The following is a 14,870-nucleotide window of genomic DNA, read 5'->3' as shown; positions in this document are numbered from 1 at the left end:
CACCACACTCACCAAGGGGAAGACGCTCACTTGATGCCGGACCGCAGCCCGCGACTTCTCACGTTCCCCCCGTTCTCGGCGCAGGGAGAGGAGCGTGGCACCGTGCTGCTGCGCGAGCGGCCGTCCTCGCCGCCCGACGCTCCCTCGGGACGGGAGAGCGGCCAGGGTGACGGACAGGGCGGGGCACCGCAGGACGACAACCCGTTCGCGCCACCGCCGGAGGGCACTCCGGACAGCCCGTGGCAGCCGCGCCGCCCCTCCGGCTCCGGCTCCGGCTCCGGCTCCGGCAGCCAGTGGAGCGACCAACAGCCGGGCCGTTCGCCCGACGGTTTCGGCGAGCGCCCGCGCGGCGGCCCCGAGGGTCCGGGCGGCCCCGGCACCGGTCCGGGGATGCGCTGGGACCCGACGGACCCGGTCCAGCGCCGGGCGCGCTACGCGCTGCTGAGCGGCATATGGGGCTTCTTCTTCGCGATCTTCGGCTGGCCGTACGTGGCCCTGCTGCTCGGCGCCCTCGCCCTGTACTGGGGCGGCAGCGCCCTGCGCGGCAGACCCCGCACGGCGGCCGGCCAGGACTCCCGGACCCAGGACCGGTCCGGTCGTCCCCAGACCACGGCGGCCATCAGCGGTCTGGTCACCGGAGGCGTGGCGCTCGCCCTGGTCGGTGCGACGTTCACGGCCCAGCTGGTCTACCGCGACTACTACACCTGCGTGGACGACGCCCTGACCAGCCAGGCCGAGCACTCCTGCGACCAGCTGCTGCCGAAGGAGCTGCGCACGGTTCTGGGCAACGACAGCTGACGCGTCACAGCGAGTCCGGGGCGTCCGGAGCGTCCGGGGGTTCCTGGGACTCCGGGGGCTCCGGGGGCTCCGGGGACTCCGGGGGCTCCGGCAGGTCCACGGGGGCGGAAGCCTCACGCAGGGCCGCCCAGCGGGCCTCGCGGCTCGCGTCGTCGTGCCAGGGCGGCGCCGGCGTGCCGTCGAGGGGCAGGAAGTCGTAGGGCTCCTCCGCGTACGACGGGTACGACGCGTGTGGCGTGTACGGCGTGTACGACTCCGTGGTGTACGCGTCGTACGACCCGAAGAGGTGCGGCTTCGCGGCGCCGCCGCTCATGGGCGTCGGCGTGGACTGCGCCGGTACACCCGCGAGGGGCACCGGTCCCGCCTTCGCCCCGCGGCGCCAGGTGCCCCGCAGCCGCCAGGCCCGCAGCACCAGCGCCACCGGTACGGCCACCGCCGCCGTCCAGGCGGCCGCGGCGGCCCCCGTCCGCCACCACACCGGACCGAACTGGGCCAGCGCGGCACGGCCGAGCGGGCCGCCCGCCAGTTCGGCCAGCACCGCGCACACGATGCCGCACACCAGCGCCGCCGCCCCCGCCACCGCGGCGGTCCACCAGAAGGACCACACCCGCACCCAGCGCCGCCGCCCGGCCCTCCACCGGGCCCTCCGGCCGACGGGTTCCGGCCCGTCACCCGGCTCCGCCCGGCGTACCGCCGCCGCGACCGTGAACCAGGCGATCGTCAGCCCGGCGGCCCCGGGCACCGCGCCGACCGCCCAGTTCAGCGGGCCGCCGGGGCCCGCGGCCGGGATCGCCGCCAGCAGCGGGAACGGCGGCAGCAGCGGTGCCGGATCCGAGGACAGCGGAGACACCAGATGCCCGGCGCCGAGCAGAAACCCGGGGCCGAGGGCGTACGCCGCCGCCCACACGGCCGCGTTCGGCGCCAGTGAGGCACACAGCAGCAGTACGGCGAACCGCCCGGACCAGCCCTCCGTCAGCTGGCCGAAGGCGTCCCGGGCCATCCCGCCGTGCCCCGCCAGGGACACCGAGAGCAGCAGCGCCCCGCCCCCGACGAGCGCCACGGCGCCCGCGCCGCCCGCCCGGACGGCCGTGCCGAGGCGGCCGCGGTCCTCCGCCGCGGGAGCCGACCCGGGCAGTGGCCCCGGGCCGTCCGGTGGGAGCCCGGGAAGGCGGCCGTACGCCGTCCACACCCCGGCACCGGCCGCGCTCGCGGCGACCAGCGGCAGACACAGCGCCACCCATCCCCACGAGGGCCGCACCTCGCCCCCGGACGCGTACAGCGCGGCTGCGCAGCCGACGGTGAGGTAGCCGAGGACCATGCCCGCCCAGACGGTCCGTGCGGCGACCGGCGGGGCGCCGTCGGCGTCGGCGGGCAGCTCCACCGCGTCGCGCGCCGCCCGGTACAGCAGCACGGTGGGCACGGCCAGCAGCAGCAGCGGGGTGACGCCCACGGGCGCCGGGGGTCCGTTGAGGGTCTCGGTGCGCACCAGCTCGACCCCGTGCGCCAGCAGCCACAGGGCGCCCGCGATGTGCAGCGCGCCGCCCGGCCCGCTGTCGGGGTAGGGCGAGCTGACCCACAGCAGTATGACGATCGCGGCGAACGAGCCGAGCCCGAGCCCGGCCGCGAGCGCGCCCCCGACGACGCTCGCGGCGAGACCCGGGGACCGGTCCCGCATCCGGGTGAACAGGGGGGTGAACAGGGACGTGAGCTGAGGCGGCAACGACGGTCGGTGAGCGGTCAGTCGGATCACGGCCCTCATGGTCCCAACGACACGCGCTTTCCGGGCGTAACGGGCGAACCTCCGTAGTGTCGCTCAATATATGGTTATGTACTTTTCTGCGCGAGGGGGTGCCCAGTGACGTCGAGCCCAGGGAGCCCGCTGCCACCGCCCGAGAAGCACCGACGCCCGCGCAGGCACCGGTCGCTGACGTCGGCTCAGAACACTGGGAACAAGGTGACGGTGCCTCAGTCGGGGGAACCACGGGCCGGAGCACCCGGCCTGACGCCCGCACAGGCCTTCGACGCCCTGTACGCGTACTGCTCCCCCGCCCTCGTACGGCAGACATACCTGCTCACCGGCCGGCGCGAGCTGGCCCGCGAGTCGGTGGAACACGCCTTCCAGCTCGCCTGGCAGCGGTGGCCCGAGGTGGCCCGGGACCGTGACCCGGCGGGCTGGGTGCGGGCCACGGCGTACGAGTACGCGCTCTCACCCTGGCACCGGTTCCGCCGCCGTCACCGCTACCCCGACCCGCCGCCCGCCGACCCCGCCGACCGCGCGCTGCTCCAGGCTCTGCTGGACCTCCCGCCGGTCTACCGCCGCACGCTCGTCCTGTACGACGGCGTCGGGCTGGGCCTGCCGGAGACGGCGGCGGAGACCGAGGCGAGCACACCCGCCGCCGCGAACCGGGTCACGCACGCGCGCGCCGAGCTCGCCGCGCGCGTACCCAGCCTGTCGGACCCGGCCGCGCTGCACCGGCGGCTGACCGAACTCGCCTCCACGGAACGCCTGCGGCCGACGGGGTCGACGACGGTGCGGACGGTCGGCGAACGCCGGACCCGGCTGTGGACCCAGGCCGCCATCGCCTTCACCGTCACCATCATCGGCGCGACCACGCTCACCCTGCGCACCGCACCGACCCGGTACGAGCCACCGCTCTCCCCGGCCCAGGCGATCCAGGGAGTCCCCCCGAAGCCCGCGCTGGGCCCCCTGTCGAGCACCGAGCAGAGACTGCGGGCGAAACTGCAGAAGGCATCGGAACAAGGCCCGGAGAGGCTGCTGCCGCTACCGGGGTGAACCACCACGTCGACCGGCAGGCGGAAGGGCCCGCACCCTCACGGGGGCGGGCCCTTCCGGCTCGGGTGCCGGGGTCAGCCGGCGAGCACCTCGCGGGCGAGCTTCGCCGTCTCGGTCGGCGTCTTGCCGACCTTGACGCCCGCGGCCTCCAGCGCCTCCTGCTTCGCCTGGGCGGTGCCCGACGAACCGGAGACGATGGCGCCGGCGTGGCCCATGGTCTTGCCCTCGGGGGCGGTGAAGCCCGCGACGTAGCCGACGACCGGCTTGGTCACGTTCTCCTTGATGAACGCGGCCGCGCGCTCCTCGGCGTCGCCACCGATCTCACCGATCATCACGATCAGGTCGGTGTCGGGGTCGTCCTGGAACGCGGCCAGGGCGTCGATGTGCGTGGTACCGATGATCGGGTCGCCACCGATGCCGACGGCCGTGGAGAAGCCGATGTCACGCAGCTCGTACATCATCTGGTAGGTCAGCGTGCCGGACTTCGACACCAGACCGATACGGCCCGGCTTGGTGATGTCGCCCGGGATGATGCCGACGTTCGACTGACCCGGGGTGATGATGCCGGGGCAGTTCGGGCCGATGATGCGGGTCTTGTTGCCCTTCTTGCCGGCGTACGCCCAGAAGGACGCCGTGTCGTGCACCGCGATGCCCTCGGTGATCACGACGGCCAGCGGGATCTCGGCGTCGATGGCCTCGACGACCGCGTCCTTCGTGAACTTCTCCGGCACGAAGATGACGGAGACGTTGGCGCCGGTCTTCTCGATGGCCTCGGCGACGGTCCCGAACACGGGTACCTCGGTGCCGTCGAAGTCCACGGTCTGCCCCGCCTTGCGCGGGTTCACGCCGCCCACGACGTGCGTGCCGTCGCCCAGCATGAGCTTGGTGTGCTTCATGCCCGTGGCGCCGGTCATGCCCTGGACGATGACCTTGCTGTCCTTGTTGAGCCAGATAGCCATGGTGGTTGAGTCCTCGTCCTTGTGCTTACTTGGCGGCGGCCAGCTCGGCGGCCTTCGCGGCCGCGCCGTCCATGGTGTCGACGCGCTGCACCAGGGGGTGGGCGGCGTCGGTGAGGATCTTGCGGCCCAGCTCGGCGTTGTTGCCGTCGAGGCGGACGACGAGCGGCTTCTCGACCTTCTCGCCACGGTCCTCGAGGAGCTTCAGGGCCTGGACGATGCCGTTGGCGACCTCGTCACAGGCGGTGATGCCACCGAAGACGTTCACGAACACGGACTTGACGTCCGGGTCGCCGAGGATGATCTCCAGACCGTTCGCCATGACCTGGGCGGAGGCGCCGCCACCGATGTCCAGGAAGTTGGCGGGCTTGACGCCACCGTGGTTCTCACCGGCGTACGCGACGACGTCCAGGGTGCTCATGACGAGACCCGCGCCGTTGCCGATGATGCCGACCTCGCCGTCGAGCTTGACGTAGTTCAGGCCCTTGGCCTTGGCGGCCGCCTCGAGCGGGTTGGCGGCGTCCTTGTCGTGCAGTTCCTCGTACTCGGGGTGGCGGAACTCGGCGTTCTCGTCGAGCGACACCTTGCCGTCGAGGGCGATGACGTCACCGGAGGCGACCTTCGCGAGCGGGTTGACCTCGACCAGGAGGGCGTCCGACTTGATGAAGGTGTCCCACAGGGTGACCAGGACGTGCGCGACCTTGTCGGCGACCTCGGCCGGGAAGTTGGCGGCGGCGACGATCTCGCGGGCCTTGGCCTCGTCCACACCGTCGATCGGGTCGATCGGCGTCTTGGCGACGGCCTCGGGGCGGGTGGCCGCCACCTCCTCGATCTCCACGCCGCCCTCGACGGAGGCGATGGAGAGGAAGGTGCGGTTGGCACGGTCGAGGAGGAAGGAGACGTAGTACTCCTCGACGATCTCCGGAGCGGTCTCGGCGATCATCACCTTGTGGACCGTGTGGCCCTTGATGTCCATGCCGAGAATGTCCGTCGCGCGGGCGACGGCCTCGTCCGGGGTGGCGGCCAGCTTGACGCCACCGGCCTTGCCTCGACCACCGACCTTCACCTGGGCCTTGACGACCGACTTGCCGCCCAGCCGCTCGGTGATCTCGCGCGCCGCCTCAGGCGTGTCGATGACTTCACCGGCCAGCACCGGTACACCGTGCTTGGCGAAGAGGTCCCTCGCCTGGTACTCGAACAGGTCCACGCGCTTCCGTCCCTATCAGTGATCTCGCGGTTCGTTGGATGCGTGGGCGTGCCGCGAAGGGCAACGTGACGTCCGCAGTGTCACTAGGGGGGCGCACACGGTGTCCGAGCGCGCGGCATGTCCGTCCGGCAGGTTATCGCCGGTTGCCGGGGGTCCCTAAATCGAGGGTCACACCCGAGCGGTGATACCTGTCACATAATGCCGGATTTTCTGGCACCGCGTGCCGGAACGATGAGGCCTCACCGGGCTGGGGTTGGCCCGGTGAGGCCTCTGAAACGGCCCCGAGGGGCCTCGGCCGCCCGGACCCCACCCCAATGGGGACCGGACGGCTCACCTTCCGTGAGGTCTCGCCCGGACGCACCGACGGCATTCGGCCGTCCGCGACCCTCGGCCCCACGGAGTCGATCGGGACGGTCACTGACCGGGAAGGACAAGAACCCCCCACCACCCGTCCCCGACCCCCCACGGCTGATCGTCGACGACCACCCGCCCCCACCACACCATTCGGGTCATCGGAGGGGACCAGACGGTCCGCCGGGGCGGTGGGAAGACCGGCGGGGGCGGATGAAACGCCCGGGGCGGTGACTGGGCGGGGTGCCCGGGGGGACGCCGGCGTGCGGCGTGCGGGTCGGCGTGAAGGTCGCCGGGCGCCCGGGGTCGTGCGTGTGAGTCTTCGTGGGCCGGGGCAGGGCGGCGCCCCGCGGGTCCGTGCGGGGATCCTGGACGGCTGCCCGGAGCGACCCGTCCGTCAGCAGCTCGCCCGGAGCGGCCCGCGCCGCCGATACCGCTGGTGACGCGCCCTCCGCCTGGTGCGCCCGCTGGAGCCCGAGGGCGAGGAGGGTGCCCGCCAGGAGCGTAGGGCGCAGCGCACGCCGTCCGGCCGCCGTATGCGGCACATGCGCGGCGGTACCGGACAGGGCTGCTGGCCAGATCAAGAAGGGAGGGGTCCTCACCTGCGGCGGAACGACCGGCGATGGGCACGGGACGGGCGTGCCCGATCCTCGCACGGCACGCCCGAGGTTGCGCAAGCCCCGCGTTACCGATGGGCGCTCATATCCCTTTTCCGCCCGGCCTCATACGCTCTCCGGTACCGGCAGCGGGCGCTTCTCGATCGCCGCGGCCATCACCTCCGGGAACAGGTCCGGCGTACACGCGAAGGCGGGCGCACCCAGAGCGGCGAGCGCGGCCGCGTGCTCCCGGTCGTAGGCGGGCGCCCCCTCGTCGGACAGCGCGAGCAGCGCGACGAACTGCACCCCGGCCCCCTTCATCGCCGCGACCCGCTTCAGCATCTCGTCGCGGATGCCTCCCTCGTAGAGGTCGCTGATCAGCACCACCACCGTCTCGGCGGGCCGGGTGATCTGCGACTGGCAGTAGGCGAGCGCCCGGTTGATGTCCGTGCCGCCGCCGAGCTGCGTACCGAAGAGGACGTCAACGGGGTCGTCCAGCTGGTCGGTGAGGTCGGCCACGGCCGTGTCGAAGACGACGAGTCGCGTGCTGATCGTCCGCATGGACGCGAGCACCGCCCCGAACACCGACGCGTACACCACCGACGCCGCCATGGACCCGGACTGGTCTATACAGAGGATGACCTCCTTCTTCACGGACTGGGCGGCCCGCCCGTATCCGATGAGCCGTTCCGGCACGATGGTGCGGTGCTCGGGCAGGTAGTGCTTGAGGTTGGCCGCGATGGTGCGGTTCCAGTCGATGTCGTGGTGGCGCGGCCGGCTGATGCGGGCGCTGCGGTCGAGGGCGCCGGTGAGGGTGGCCCGGGTCCGCGTGGCGAGCCGCTTCTCCAGGTCCTCGACGACCTTGCGCACGACCGCGCGCGCCGTCTCCTTGGTGGTCTCCGGCATCGCCTTGTTGAGCGAGAGCAGTGTGCCGACCAGATGCACGTCGGCCTCCACCGCCTCCAGCATCTCCGGTTCGAGGAGCAGCGAGGCCAGCCCGAGCCGGTCGATGGCGTCCCGCTGCATGATCTGGACGACGGAGGAGGGGAAGTAGCTCCGGATGTCTCCGAGCCAGCGGGCCACGGACGGCGCCGACGCGCCGAGTCCGGCCGCGCGGTCCCGTCCCGTCCGCGGTCTGTCCGGCTTTCCGTAGAGCGCGGACAGCGCCCGGTCCATCTCGGCGTCCCGCCCGGTCAGTGCCTGGCCGGTGCCGTCGGCCGCCTCGCCACCGAGCACGAGACGCCAGCGCCGCAGCCGCTCCTGGACCCCCTCCACCCCGTCCACCGCCGACACCCCTTCCGCCGCCTCGATCCGTCCTGCCGACGCCACCCGTCCTGCCGACGCCACCCGTTCGACCGTCATGTGCCCACGCCCGCCAGGCAGTCGTCCACGCGGTCGTCCACGTCGTCCAGCCCGAGCAGCAGCCGCACCAGCGGTACGACGGCGTCCGCACGCCCGGTGTCCGGTTCCGCGCCGAAACCGGGCGGCCCGCCCGCCTTGCCCAGGGCGTTCCCCCGCTCTCCCGGCGTGCGCCGCACCAGCTCCCCGAGCGTTCTGCGCACCCCCGGCTCATACGCCGAGAAAGTCCGTCGCAGCAGCGGCAGTACGTCCGTGAACGCCTCCGCCGGCACGCCGGTCAGCCAGGCGTCCACCAGGGCGAGCAGCCGCTCGTCGTGCACGAGCAGCATCCCGCCCCCGCCGCCGACGAATCCGTCGATCCACGCGGCGGCGTCGGGCGGCGGCGTCCCGGCGGACAGTACGAGCCCCATCAACCGGGCCGCCTCGTTTGGCTCCAGCTCCCCTTCGTCCAGCAGCAGCCGGACGGCCCGGCCCCGGACAGCCCCGGGCACGGTGTCCCGCCGGGACAGGACACCGAGTACCGAGCGCCAACGGGTACGGAGGTGGCCGTCCGTGGCGGATGCCTCGCTCAGCAGCGCGACCGCTCCGTGCACCTCGTCCACATGGCGCCGTATCTCCTCGGCCGCGTCCCGGTCCAGGCCGACGCAGGCCGGGGGCAGGCCGACGAAGATCCGCTCGGCGAGCCCCGCCGCGACCTCGGCGAGGGCTCGGGTGTCGGTGCCGCGTACGTCGCCGTAGCGCAGGGAGCGGACCAGGGCGGGCAGGGCCTGGGCGAGGTGTCCGACGTCCGCGTCGAGAGCCGCGCGGTCGGCGAGCACCCGCATCACCACGGGCAGGGCGTCCGGCAGTTCGGCGAGCAGGCAGTGCTCGGCGAGCGCGGTGACCTCGGTGAGCGCGGAGGCGGCGACGGCGTCCGCCTCGGCCTTGGCGGTCGCGGCACCGGTCACCGTCGTACCCCACACTCCCGCCTCGGCGACCCGCACCGACAGCTCCGGCTCCCAGCGCAGCCGCCAGGTCTCCCGGAACGTGCCGGTGCTGCCGCGGGAGCCCGCCGGTTCGCCCCAGCCGATGCCGAGCAGCCGCAGCCGGTGCAGCAGTCTGCTCCGCCCTGCGTCGGTCTCTCCCCGCAGGTCGAGTTCCAGCTCCCGCTCCAGTGCCTCCGGCTTGAGCCGTAGGGCGCGCTGGAGGCGGGTCAGGTCGCGCTGCAAAGGCACCGCGGGTGCCGTGTCGGGCACTTCGCCCAGTACGTCCCCGACCACCAGCCGGTCGTGCACGAGCGCCAGCGGCACGTCCGAGCCGTCGCACATCACCGCGCGCACGGCGTCGGTGGTCTCGCTCAGCCCGGCCAGGGGGCGGCCCCGCATCGAGGCGAGCGTCTCCGCGAGCCGTACCGCCTCGATGACATGGGCCGAGGACACCATCCGGTCCTCCTCGCGCAGCAGCCCGGCGACCTTGGTCAGCCATCGCTCGACCGGCCGGTCCGGCACGTCGTACAGATGGCCGTACCAGCCCGGTGAGTCGATGCCCGCGCCGTATCCGCCGGCCCGGGACAGTCTGCGGTGGGTCCACGGCACCCAGGTCATGTCGACCTTGGTCCTGGGCAGTCCCTTCAGCAGGGCGCGGTCGGCCGCCACGGCGGCCTTCCGCCGCAGCGCGGGCACATGCCACGCCCCGCACACCACGGCCACGGCGTCCCCCGCCTCCTTGCGCGCCGCCCGGAGTTGGAGCCGCATGTACGCCTCCCGCACGAGGTCCCGGGTGTGCCCGCCGTCGCCGTACTTCTCCCTCAGCGCCCCCATGGCCTCCTCCACGGCGGCGAACGGCGCGAACACGTCCCGCTCGCGGCCCCCCCGGTGCTCGACGACGTCCTCCCACCAGCGCTCGGGGTCGTCGTGACCGGCGGCCTCGGCGAGCGCGGCGAGCGGGTCGACCCGGACGTCGCGTTCCTCTCCCCTCTTTTCTCCCCTCGTTCCTCCCCTCTCTTCTCCTTCTCCTTCTCCTTCTCCTTCTCCTTCTGCTTCTCCTTCTGCTTCGCTCTTCTCCTGCTCCTCCGTCCCCCACGCCAGCGTGTGCGCGGCCGGCAGGTCGATGAAGCGGGCCGGGATCCCGTGCTCCAGGGCCCAGCGGATCGCCACCCACTCGGGGGAGAACTCGGCGAGCGGCCAGAACGCCGAACGGCCCGGCTCGTCCACGGCGTGTGCGAGGAGGGCGACCGGAGGACGCATGTCCTGGTCGGCGGCCAGCGGGATGATCGCGTCGGCCTCGGGCGGCCCCTCGATCAGGACGGTGGCCGGCCGGGCGGCGTCCAGCGCGGCCCGCACGGCCCGCGCCGACCCGGGGCCATGGTGACGCACTCCGAGCAGCAAGGGTGCGGAGCCGGGCGCCCGCTCCGTCTCGGTGCCGCTCACCCGCTCACCTCCCGGCAGGCCCGGTAGAAGTCCTGCCAGCCGTCCCGCTCGCGAACAACCGTCTCCAGGTACTCCCGCCAGACGACCCGGTCGGCGGCCGGGTCCCGGACGACGGCGCCGAGGATGCCCGCGGCGGTGTCGGAGGGGCGCAGCACGCCGTCGCCGAAGTGGGCGGCCAGCGCGAGGCCGCCCGTGACCACGGAGATCGCCTCGGCCGTGGACAGCGTGCCGCTCGGTGACTTCACCTTCGTACGGCCGTCGGTGGTGACGCCGTCACGCAGTTCGCGGAAGACGGTGACGACACGGCGGATCTCGTCGATGCCGGCGGGCACGGCCGGCAGTTCGAGGGACCGGCCGAGCTGGCCGACGCGGCGCGAGACGATGTCGACCTCGGCCTCGGGACTCTCCGGCAGGGGCAGCACCACGGTGTTGAAGCGTCGGCGCAGGGCGCTGGACAGCTCGTTGACCCCGCGGTCGCGGTCGTTGGCCGTGGCGATGAGGTTGAAGCCGCGGACCGCCTGCACCTCCTGGCCGAGCTCCGGTATCGGCAGGGTCTTCTCGGACAGGATCGTGATCAGCGTGTCCTGCACGTCGGCCGGGATACGGGTCAGCTCCTCCACACGTGCCGTCATGCCCTCCGCCATGGCCCGCATGACCGGGCTGGGCACGAGCGCGTCACGGCTCGGGCCGTGGGCGAGCAGCCGGGCGTAGTTCCAGCCGTAGCGGATCGCCTCCTCCGGGGTGCCGGCCGTGCCCTGCACCAGCAGCGTGGAGTCACCGCTGACCGCGGCGGCGAGGTGTTCCGACACCCAGGTCTTGGCCGTGCCAGGCACGCCGAGCAGGAGCAGCGCGCGGTCGGTGGCGAGGGTGGTGACCGCGACCTCGACCGTGCGACGCGGGCCCACGTATTTCGGCGTGATCACCGTGCCGTCGGGGAGAGTGCCGCCGAGCAGGTACGTCGCCACCGCCCACGGCGACAGCTTCCAGCGGGTCGGGCGTGGGCGGTCGTCGTGGGCGGCCAGCGCGGCGAGTTCGGTCGCGAAGGCGTCCTCGGCGTGCGGCCGCAGTGCCTCGGCCGGCTCCTTCTCACGGTCCTCGACGGACATCGGTTCCACGGACCCAGTGGTCGCAGTCATGGCTGAGGCCCCCTCCAGCTCTGCCGGTTTCGGTCTGTCACCAACCATGCACCCCACCACTGACAATCGGCCCCGACCTGCGAAAACGCTGCTCCGAGGCCGATTGTCAGTGGTGGGGCCTACCGTCGCAGACATGACTCAGCAGGGGGTGCGCTGGACCGCGGACCAGGTGCTGGCACTGGCGCCTGACGCCGCGTCACGCAAGGCGGGAAGCAAACTCGGCGCGGCCGGGCCGTGGTCCGAGGCGGGAAGTTCCGACGAGGGGACGGTGTGGGGACTGTGCAAGGGCAGTGGCAGCAGGCCGTATCAGACGGTCGTCGACATCGCGGACGCGTCCGGACCCGCGTACAAGTGCACGTGTCCGAGCCGTAAGTTCCCGTGCAAGCACGCGATCGGACTGCTGCTGCTGTGGGCGGGCGGCGACGGCGCGGTGCCGCCGGGCCGGGCGCCGGACTGGGCCGGGCAGTGGATGGCGGGCCGCAGGCAGCGTGCGGAGGGGAAACGGACGGCGGGCGAAGGGGGTTCCGCCGGACCCGCCGATCCCGAGGCGGCCCGGCGGCGGGCGGAGCGCCGCACCGAGCGGGTCACCGCGGGGGCGACGGAGCTGGAGCAGCGGCTGGCCGACCTGCTGCGCGGCGGCCTGGCCTCGGCGGAGCAGTCGGGGTATGCGCTGTGGGAGGAGACGGCGGCCCGCATGGTCGACGCGCAGGCGCCGGGGCTGGCGGCGCGGGTGCGGGAGCTGGGGGCGATCCCGGGGTCGGGACCGGGCTGGCCGGTGCGGCTGCTGGAGGAGTGCGCGCTGCTGCACCTCCTCGACCAGGGCTGGCTGCGCCGCGAGCGGCTCCCGGACGGCCTCGCCGCGACCGTGCGGTCCCGCGTGGGACTGCCCGCCCCGGCGGACGGGCCGCCGGTGCGCGACCGCTGGCTGGTGCTGGCGCAGTACGACACGGTGGACGCGAGACTGACGACCCGCCGGATCTGGCTGTACGGCGCCGAGTCGGACCGCACCTGTCAGCTCCTCTCCTACGGCGCGGCGGGCCGGGCGCCCGAGCTGGCGTTGCCGGTCGGCCTGGCCCTGGAGGCGGAGGTGTCCGCCTACGCCGGGTCGGGCCGGCCGCGGGTGGCGCTGGGCGAGCGGTTCGCGCCGCCCGCGGCCGCCTCGATACGGCCGCCGGGGGTGACGACGGCGCAGGCCGCCGCCCAGTACGGCGAGGCGCTCGGGGCGGACCCCTGGCTGGACTCGGTCCCGGTGACGCTGGACCGGGTCATACCCGCCCCGGACGGCGATTCGTGGCAACTGGCCGACGCCGACGCGGACTCGGCGCTGCCACTCAGCCCGTCCGCCCGCACCCACCCGGGGCTGTGGCGGCTGGCCGCCCTGTCCGGCGGCTCCCCCGTCTCGGTCTTCGGGGAGTGCGGCCACCGCGGCTTCACCCCGCTGGCGGCCTGGCCCGAGGGGCCGGGGGCGGTGGTGCCGCTGTGCTGAGCGGCCCGGGCACACGGTTCGACCGACACGGACCCGCACAGCAACCCGAACGGGCACCCGCATGGGGACCCGCACAGGGACCCGCATGGCGGCATGGGGCGACATGGAAATGGAAGGGGCCTTGGATGGACGGCAACTCGGCCACGGGCACGGCCGTTTCCTGGGAGGAGCTGGTCACCGCGGCGCTCCTGGGCACGGACCGGCGGCCCCTCGCGGGCGGCGGCCCGGGGCGGCGGGCCGCGCCGCTGGCGCTGCTGGACGCGGCGGCCGTTGAGACCGTGCGGCGCCGGGCGGGGCTGCGTCCGGCGCGGGCGGCGAAACGCCCGGATCAGGCCGCCGAGGATGCGCGTCCCCCGCTGCCCGCCGCCGCGGCGCGCAGGCTCGCGATGCTGCTGGCCGACCGTCCGGGCGCGGGCGGCGGACGCCGGGGGGCCGCCCCGGACCTGATGGAGCTGCTGCCGCAGTGGCTCGCGGCGGCCAACGCGCACGGGTTCGCCGCACCGCCCCAGCTCCTGCCCACGCTGCTGGACGCGGCCCGTGGGCGGACGGATCTGCGGCCGGCGGCGCTGGCGTTCGCCGGGCCACGGGCCCTGTGGCTGGCCCGGCTGAACCCGGACTGGCGGTTCGCGCTGCGCACCGCTCAGGCCGGCGCGGCGGCGCTGCCGGACCTCGACGACGAGACCGCGGGCGACGAGCTGCGGCGGCGCTGGCAGGAGGGTCTGTTCGCCGAGCGGGTCGCGCTCCTCGCCGAGCTGCGGTCGCGCAGCTCCTCGGCGGCCCGCGAACTGCTGGCCGCGACCTGGGCGACGGAGCGGGCTGAGGACCGGCTGATGTTCCTCGACTCGCTGCGCGCGAGCCTCTCCGCCGACGACGAGCCCTTCCTGGAGCAGGCGTTGGGCGACAGAAGCCGCAATGTGCGGTCGACGGCCGCGGAGTTGCTGTCCGCGCTGCCCGGCTCCGCGCTCGCCGCCCGGATGGCGGTGCGGGCCGGGGCCTGTGTCGCGGTCGACCACACCGGGGCCGGTCCGGCGATCGCCGTGGAAGCGCCGCTTGAGTGCGATACGAGGATGGAGAGAGACGGTGTCGTGGCCAAACCTCCTTCGGGCAGAGGGGAGCGATCGTGGTGGTTGGGCCAGTTGGTGGAGGCGGCGCCGCTCGGCACATGGACGCAGCGGCTCGGCGGTCGTACGCCGCGGGAGATCGTGGCGCTGCCGGTCGCGGACGACTGGCAGGGCGAACTGCACGCGGCGTGGTGCCGTGCCGCCGTGCGGCAGCGCGACCCCGAATGGGCCCATGCGCTGCTCGGGGCACCTTCGGCCCCCGAGGCCGGCGGCCCGGGGGCGGTTTCCCTGGCCGAGCGGGCCAAGCTGCTGGGCGAGCTGGACACCGAGGAACGGGCCCTGTGGGTTGCCGGTTTCATCGCGACGCACGGCCTGTCGGAGGCGTTCCAGCTGCTCGGTGTGTGCGCGGTGCCGTGGGCCGCGCCGCTTGGGCGGGCGGTGGTGGACGCCCTCGACATCGCCCGGGAGGCGGGGAGTTACCCGTGGAGCTTCAGTGGCGTGATGGGGCTCGCCGAGCGCTGCCTGGACCCGGTGGAGGCTTCGCGGCTGGACGGACTGCCGGCGACGCGGGACGAGCGGGAGGACGCGGCGCCGGGAGCCGGAGGGTACTGGGCGGAGGCGTTCCAGCGGCTCGTGACCACCTTGCGGCTGCGCGCCGCCATGGCCGACGAGCTGGGGGCCCTGCCGGCGGCGGGTTCACCCGGGCCGCGCTGACCCT

At 73.9% G+C, this 14,870-nt stretch carries 10 protein-coding genes; 4 read left to right on the top strand and 6 right to left on the bottom strand.

The genetic code is table 11. From position 1 onward, the window contains the following. Positions 1-33: 33 nt before the first annotated feature. Positions 34-798, top strand: coding sequence for a hypothetical protein (locus ACIPK3_RS20445; RefSeq protein ID WP_402571529.1), 765 nt, complete (start codon positions 34-36; stop codon positions 796-798). A gap of 4 nt (positions 799-802) precedes the next feature. On the opposite strand, the gene ACIPK3_RS20440 is transcribed toward ACIPK3_RS20445, so the two are convergent. Next, the gene (locus ACIPK3_RS20440) at positions 803-2,557 is read right to left on the bottom strand and encodes a DUF6350 family protein (protein WP_402571527.1); all 1,755 of its coding nucleotides are present in this window, start codon (positions 2,555-2,557) and stop codon (positions 803-805) included. A gap of 96 nt (positions 2,558-2,653) precedes the next feature. On the opposite strand from ACIPK3_RS20440, the gene ACIPK3_RS20435 reads away from it, so the two are divergent. After that, entirely contained in the window at positions 2,654-3,592 is a 939-nt protein-coding gene (locus ACIPK3_RS20435; RefSeq protein WP_402571525.1) for an RNA polymerase subunit sigma-70, read from the top strand. 74 nt (positions 3,593-3,666) lie between these two features. Here the strand turns inward: ACIPK3_RS20435 and sucD are convergent, their stop codons facing one another. The 5 genes from sucD to ACIPK3_RS20410 form a co-directional block, all read right to left on the bottom strand. Next, the gene (gene sucD / locus ACIPK3_RS20430; RefSeq protein ID WP_402571523.1) at positions 3,667-4,551 is read right to left on the bottom strand and encodes a succinate--CoA ligase subunit alpha; all 885 of its coding nucleotides are present in this window, start codon (positions 4,549-4,551) and stop codon (positions 3,667-3,669) included. A gap of 25 nt (positions 4,552-4,576) precedes the next feature. Continuing rightward, on the bottom strand, positions 4,577-5,755 hold the full coding sequence (gene sucC / locus ACIPK3_RS20425) for an ADP-forming succinate--CoA ligase subunit beta (protein WP_402571521.1): 1,179 nt from the start codon (positions 5,753-5,755) through the stop codon (positions 4,577-4,579). Between the two features lie 1,073 nt (positions 5,756-6,828). Continuing rightward, positions 6,829-8,064, bottom strand: coding sequence for a VWA domain-containing protein (locus ACIPK3_RS20420; RefSeq protein ID WP_402571519.1), 1,236 nt, complete (start codon positions 8,062-8,064; stop codon positions 6,829-6,831). Continuing rightward, complete coding sequence (locus ACIPK3_RS20415; protein ID WP_402571517.1) at positions 8,061-10,469, bottom strand: DUF5682 family protein; 2,409 nt, start codon at positions 10,467-10,469, stop codon at positions 8,061-8,063. The genes ACIPK3_RS20420 and ACIPK3_RS20415 overlap by 4 nt, the downstream gene beginning before the upstream one ends. Continuing rightward, on the bottom strand, positions 10,466-11,605 hold the full coding sequence (locus ACIPK3_RS20410) for an AAA family ATPase (protein WP_402571516.1): 1,140 nt from the start codon (positions 11,603-11,605) through the stop codon (positions 10,466-10,468). Before ACIPK3_RS20410 ends, ACIPK3_RS20415 begins: the two co-directional genes overlap by 4 nt. Before the next feature lie 133 nt (positions 11,606-11,738). Between ACIPK3_RS20410 and ACIPK3_RS20405 the strand changes: the two genes are divergently transcribed. After that, complete coding sequence (locus tag ACIPK3_RS20405) at positions 11,739-13,091, top strand: SWIM zinc finger domain-containing protein (RefSeq protein WP_402571514.1); 1,353 nt, start codon at positions 11,739-11,741, stop codon at positions 13,089-13,091. A gap of 125 nt (positions 13,092-13,216) precedes the next feature. Beyond that, entirely contained in the window at positions 13,217-14,866 is a 1,650-nt protein-coding gene (locus ACIPK3_RS20400) for a DUF5691 domain-containing protein (protein WP_402571513.1), read from the top strand. The last annotated feature ends 4 nt before the right edge of the window (positions 14,867-14,870 follow it).

Source organism: Streptomyces sp. NPDC086787, from assembly GCF_044745865.1.
GTDB lineage: Bacteria > Actinomycetota > Actinomycetes > Streptomycetales > Streptomycetaceae > Streptomyces.
Note: the sequence above shows the minus strand (reverse complement) of the source record. Positions and strands in the feature narration are given on the sequence as shown.